General features: G+C 58.0%; 6 protein-coding genes. All 6 read left to right on the top strand.

The features are described 5' to 3' along the window. Positions 1 to 765 (top strand): sporulation protein YqfD (locus ACUVTA_RS02775; RefSeq protein ID WP_445951458.1); only part of this gene is annotated, 765 nt, incomplete at its 5' end. A gap of 17 nt (positions 766 to 782) precedes the next feature. Further along, entirely contained in the window at positions 783 to 1,757 is a 975-nt protein-coding gene (locus ACUVTA_RS02770; protein WP_445951475.1) for a PhoH family protein, read from the top strand. Between the two features lie 166 nt (positions 1,758 to 1,923). Then, complete coding sequence (locus ACUVTA_RS02765) at positions 1,924 to 3,957, top strand: HD family phosphohydrolase (protein ID WP_445951474.1); 2,034 nt, start codon at positions 1,924 to 1,926, stop codon at positions 3,955 to 3,957. Beyond that, positions 3,890 to 4,336 carry an rRNA maturation RNase YbeY gene (gene ybeY / locus ACUVTA_RS02760; RefSeq protein WP_445951457.1) on the top strand — a complete coding sequence of 149 codons (447 nt, stop codon included), beginning with the start codon at positions 3,890 to 3,892 and terminating at the stop codon, positions 4,334 to 4,336. Before ACUVTA_RS02765 ends, ybeY begins: the two co-directional genes overlap by 68 nt. 4 nt (positions 4,337 to 4,340) lie before the next feature. After that, positions 4,341 to 4,733: a cytidine deaminase gene (gene cdd / locus ACUVTA_RS02755; RefSeq protein WP_445951456.1), complete on the top strand. Its 393-nt coding sequence runs from the start codon at positions 4,341 to 4,343 to the stop codon at positions 4,731 to 4,733. After that, a complete protein-coding gene (gene era, locus ACUVTA_RS02750) occupies positions 4,730 to 5,629 on the top strand; it encodes a GTPase Era (protein ID WP_445951455.1) in 900 nt (299 codons plus the stop codon). Before cdd ends, era begins: the two co-directional genes overlap by 4 nt. Positions 5,630 to 5,767: the final 138 nt, after the last annotated feature.

Below are 5,767 nucleotides of genomic sequence, written 5' to 3'. Positions count from 1 at the left end.
GTCGAGCAGCATTTAAAAGAGCAGTTCCCAGCGATTGCGTGGGTGGGAGTAAAGGTTAGAGGGGGAAAGGCTATGGTTAGGATTGCCGAAAAGAGGCTTCCGGCACCGGTTCCCAGCAATCCGGCCCATATTGTAGCGCGAAAGGCCGGGTTAATCAAGGAGCTTCTCGTACTTGAGGGGCAGCCTCTAGTCAAGGAGGGGGATACAGTTTTACCCGGCCAAGTGCTGATTTCCGGGGAGGTGGTTCCGGGTGACGGCGAGAGCGGGATTGTGCCCGGCCGACCGCGCTATACCCGCGCGAAGGGGATTGTGCGGGCACGCGTTTGGTACGAGGGTTGCGGCGAGGCCCTCCTTGTGGAGCGGGGGGAGCGCGTTGGGCGGAGCGTTACCGTGCGGATGGTGCGGGTCGCCAGCCGGGAGTTTAGGATTCAGGGGCCGAAAAGGGTTCCTTACGCGCGGTACCGAGTTAGGGTAACGGCAAAGAAGCCTTTGCAATGGAGGAATTTCGGTGCTCCTGTGGAACTTATAAATAAAGAGTTTACCGAGCTTATTCCTTACGAGGTCAGGCGCACTGGAGTTGAAGCGCGACGGCTTGCGGAAAAACGGGCGTGGAATGCGCTACGCCCATCCCTTCCGGTGGGGAGGCGCATTCTCAGCAAAAGGTACGTGGTGGTTGCCTCCGGGCGGCGGGAAGTTGTCCAGATTAGGCTTAAGGTTGAAGTTTTAGAAGATATAGGACAAGTACAAGAGTTCAAACAACTGTGAAAGGGGATTGAAAGGGTATCTTGACTGAAGTTGAAGTTAGGGTTCCGGTTGAAAACCGAGTAGCCAGGGAAATATTGGGGCGTTTTGACGAGCACCTGAAAGCGATCGAAAAGGCCACCGGGGTAAAAATGGTGCTGCGCGAAGGGGAGTTCGCCCTGATCGGTACACCAGAGCAGGTGGCAGCGGGGGAGGCGCTGGTCCAGCGCTTAAAAGAAAACTACCGGGCCATGGGCGAGATAAGCACGCAGGACGTCATCCGGGCGATTGAGGCTGTCAAACGAGGCGACAGAACAGCGGGGGAAGACAATATCACTCCGGAGGTGCTACTTACCACACCGCGGGGTAAGCAGGTACGGCCGAAGACGGCGGGCCAGCGGCGCTACGTGGAGGCGATCCAACGCCACGATATCACTTTTGCCATCGGCCCGGCCGGCACGGGGAAGACCTACCTGGCGGTAGTGATGGCCGTTATCTGGCTTCGCCAGAAGAAGATCAGCCGGATTATCTTAACCCGGCCAGCAGTAGAAGCGGGAGAGAGGCTTGGGTTTTTGCCGGGAGGGCTCGAGGAAAAAGTAGACCCGTATTTGCGGCCTCTTTATGATAGCCTTTACGATGTTTTAGGGTTGGAGAATACAGAGCGTTATCTTGAACGACGGGTGATTGAGATCGCGCCGCTTGCTTACATGCGGGGAAGGACGCTAGAAGACGCTTTTATCATCCTCGATGAGGCCCAGAACACTACGCCCGAGCAGATGAAGATGTTTTTAACCCGTCTCGGATTCGGCTCGAAAGCGGTGATAACGGGGGACGTGACCCAAACAGATCTACCGCGGGGCCAGGAATCGGGGCTTATTGTGGCCCAAGAGATTTTAAAAGGGATCGAAGGGATTTCTTTTCAATACCTGACGGGCGCGGATACTATCAGGCACCCGCTGGTGATGGAGATAATCAAGGCTTACGAAGCAGCTGAGGAAAAATTGCGTAAGGAGTGAAAGCGTGCTGCACCGCTCGGCCGATATGGCCGGCGTCCTTTTTGCTTTGCTGAAACAAATATTGCAGAATCCTCGGGTTCGACGGGCGGGAGCGGCCCTGTTTTTATTTCTTGCGGCCACGTTGCTGCTTTCTTTTCGGTTTTACCCGGAGCGAGTCGATTTGAAGGTGGGGCAGGTAGCCCCCCGGACGATAAAGGCGCCGCGCACGGTGGTTTTTGAGGATAAGGTGCGGACCGAAGAGCTGCGGCGGGAAGCGGCGAGTAGGGTCCCGCGGATGTACGACCTAGACCCTCAGGTTGTCGACTCGATTGTAGCGGAAACGGGCGAGATCATCAAGGTGGTAGCGCGGGTGGCCGGCGACCAGAGCAGGGACGCGCAGGCGAAGGAGGTGGTACTCAGGGAGGCTCTGCCGTTCCCGCTAGCGGACGGGGTGGTAAAGGCGTTGGTTTGGACACCGCCAGCGCGGCTGGATCAACTGGGGAGGGAACTCGGCGGGATTATTCAACAGGTTATGGCGGACGGCGTGCGGCAAGAGGACCTCGCTGCCGCGAAAAAGGCGGCCGCAGAACGGATTGAATTTCTGGTAGCGGATCCTGCCGAGAAGGCTCTGGCACGGGCGATTGTACAGCACACGCTCCGGCCGAACAAGTTCTATAACGCCGCGCGCACCGAAATGCTCCAGCGAGAAGCGGCTGAGGCGGTGGCCCCGGTCGAAATAATGGTGCGGGCAGGGGAAAAAATAATCGGTGAGGGAGAGGTCGTTACTCCGGAGCACTTGGCTAAGCTTAAGGCGGTCGGGCTTTATGAAGTCCGCCTTTCTGTGGCGGCGCTGGTCGGCGTGGCGTTTACGGTTCTACTACTGGTTTTAGGCCTTTTTTATTACCTTTACCAGCAGCACCGCGAGATTTATACGGAAACGTCTTACCTGTATCTTGTAGCCTTGGTCATTGCCGGGGTATTGCTTGTGGCCAAGCTTATCTTGGCCATTAACGTGCGCCAGGCCTTTGACTTTGGTGCTCAGCTCGGTTATGCGGTACCGGTAGCCACCGTGGGGATGTTGTTAACCATCCTTCTTAATGCGCGGGTTGCTGCGTTCGCTGTGAGCGTGACGGCGATTTTGGTCGGGATGATGACGGGAGATGAGCTTCGCTTCATGCTGTGCGGCTTCTTGACCGGTATTACGGGTGTTTTGAGTGCCTCCCAGTTAAGCCGTCGCGGGGATCTTGTACGGGCGGGCCTTTACGTGGGCGGCGCGGCGGTCTTTGCGGCGGTGGCGGTAGGGCTGTTCAGCGGCACCCCGCTGCAACTGTTGCTGCTGGTGAGCCTTGGGCTTGGCTTGGCTAACGGGTTGCTATCGTCAATCCTCACTAACGGCGCGCTGCCGGTTATTGACTGTCTTTCCGGTATCACTTCGCCGGTTAAGCTTTTAGAGTTGACTAATCCTGGGGAGCCGCTCCTCAAGCGGCTACTCATGGAGGCGCCCGGGACCTATCACCACAGCATCCTTGTCGGCAACCTGGGGGAAGCGGCAGCCGAGGCGATCGGGGCGGATATCCTTACGGTCCGGGCGGGGGCTTATTATCACGATATCGGAAAGCTCCGTCGGCCGTCTTTCTTTATCGAAAACCAGATGGGGCAAGAAAACCCGCACGATAAATTAGCGCCGACGCTCTCCACCCTCATTGTGACCAGCCACGTGAAGGACGGAGTGGAACTGGCCCGTGCTTACAGGCTACCGGAAAAGATAGTAGAGATAATCGAGCAGCACCACGGCACCAGTCTCGCGGGTTTTTTTTACCAGAAGGCGCTCGAGGCGAACCAGAAAAAACCGCCGAACGAGCGGGACTTTCGCTATCCTGGACCGAAGCCGCAGACCCGGGAGGCGGCCATCGTTATGTTGGCGGACGCGGTGGAAGCGGCCGTGCGGGCACTGGGCCAACCGGCGCCGGGGCAGGTGGAGGGGCTGGTACGCCGGATAATCAAAGAGAAGCTTTACGACGGGCAGCTTGACGAATCTGCGCTTACCTTTCGCGACCTCGAAATGATTGCCGTTGCGTTCACCAAGGTGTTGAGCGGCATTTTCCACAGCCGGCTTGAGTACCCGGAGCGCGAGGGCGGGAAGGAGGATTCCGGTGGCAGTGATAGTCCAAAACCAGCAAAAAAAGGTCCCGGTGCCGGAGAGTCTGACATCGCTGGCTGAGCGGGCGGCCCTAGCGGTACTCGCTGCACTCGGCCCCAAGCAGGAGACGGAACTCGGGATTACTTTTGTGGACGATGCGGCCATTAAGACACTGAACCACTATTACCGAGGAAAAGATGAGCCGACCGACGTTCTCTCCTTCGCCATGAAGGAAACAGTGCGGGAGGATGAGCGGGAGGTTTTACTCCTCGGCGATATAGTTATTTCCCTAGAAACCGCCGCCCGCTGGGCCACTGAGGAGGGGCGTGATCTGCATCAGGAAGTGGCGCACCTGGTAGTGCACGGAGCCCTTCACCTGCTCGGATACGATCATGAAACAGAAGAGGAGGCCGCCCGGATGAAGGCCCAGGAAGAAGAAATTCTGCGGCTTCTGGGGTGAAAGAATGATTGGCGCGGCGTGGCGACGAGAGCTGGTTGCGGCGGCGCTTGCGGCGCGAGAACAGGCTTACGCACCCTACTCCGGCATCCGGGTGGGAGCGGCGCTCCGGACACGCGAGGGCAGACTATTCACCGGCGCAAACGTAGAAAACGCCTCTTACGGGCTTACCATCTGCGCGGAGCGGGTGGCGGCCGTTAAGGCGGTCACAGCCGGCTGCCGCGATTTTGTCGCGATAGCCGTTGCCTGGAACCGCGAGGGCTTCTGCTACCCGTGCGGTGCCTGCCGGCAGGTGCTTTACGAGTTTGGGCCGGAGATGCGGGTGCTGGTGGTAAAAGCCGGCGGCGACTACAAGGAGGAGGCACTGGTGGCACTTTTGCCACACGCTTTCGGGAAATGAGTGAAAAAGAGTACCGTTCCGGTTTTGTGACGCTAATCGGCCGTCCCAACGTGGGAAAATCGACGCTTTTGAACTGCTTGGTGGGGCAGAAGGTGGCTATCATTTCGGATAAGCCGCAAACCACCCGGCGCCAGATTCGTGCTATTTTAACGCTGCCCGAAGCCCAGGTGGTATTCGTCGACACGCCGGGTGTGCACAAGCCCCGGCACCTCCTGGGCGAGTATATGGTGAAGGCGGCACTGGAGACCCTGAAGGAAGTGGATCTGATCGTTTTCCTCCTTGAAGCCCACAGGCCTTTCGGACCGGGGGATAACTACATCCTTGAGCGTCTCCGGGAGGTTAAGACGCCGGTAATTGCGTGCCTTAACAAGATTGATCTGATCCGGAAGGAACAGCTGCTCCCCCTGATCGATGAGCTCCGTCACAAACAGGAATTTGTGGCGATTGTTCCCGTATCGGCGCTCACGGGGGAGAATGCCGACCGGCTCCTCACGGTAATTGTGGAAAACCTGCCGCTGGGCCCGCAGTACTACCCACCGGGCACCGTCAGCGACCAGCCGGAACGCGTGGTGATTGCCGAGTTAATTCGGGAAAAGATCCTCCGGCTCACGCGCGAAGAGCTGCCGCACGGGGTGGCGGTAATGGTGGAGGAGATGGTGCCCCGGAGCAAGGACCTGCTCTACATCAGGGCTGTGGTCTTTGCCGAAAGGGAGTCGCATAAGGGCATCCTGATCGGGCAGGGAGGGCAGATGCTTAAGAAGATCGGCCAGTTAGCGCGGGAAGAGATCGAAGCACGTTTCGGCCAGCGGGTTTACCTCGACCTCTGGGTGAAGGTTAAGCCCAACTGGCGGCGGAGCGAGGCTTTTCTCCGTGAGGTCGGTTACAAGCCGGAATAGAGTTTTAATTGACAGCCTCTAGGGAAGTTGCTACATTGAAGAAGGATAAATTTCTCCAAAGCCTTCCTGTAGATACCAAGAAGGCTTTTATTCTTGGGGGCGCGGGAAGATGACTGCGGCGACGGTAGATGTGCTGAG

The sequence above is a fragment of the Thermodesulfitimonas sp. genome (genome assembly GCF_052743955.1).
This window is presented reverse-complemented; position numbering and strand designations above follow the sequence as displayed.

Bases quoted from the DNA above. Each gene is read 5' to 3' on its own strand.
- cdd (WP_445951456.1), top strand. From the start codon at position 4,341: ATGATTGGCGCGGCGTGGCGACGAGAGCTGGTTGCGGCGGCGCTTGCG.
- era (WP_445951455.1), top strand. From the start codon at position 4,730: ATGAGTGAAAAAGAGTACCGTTCCGGTTTTGTGACGCTAATCGGCCGT.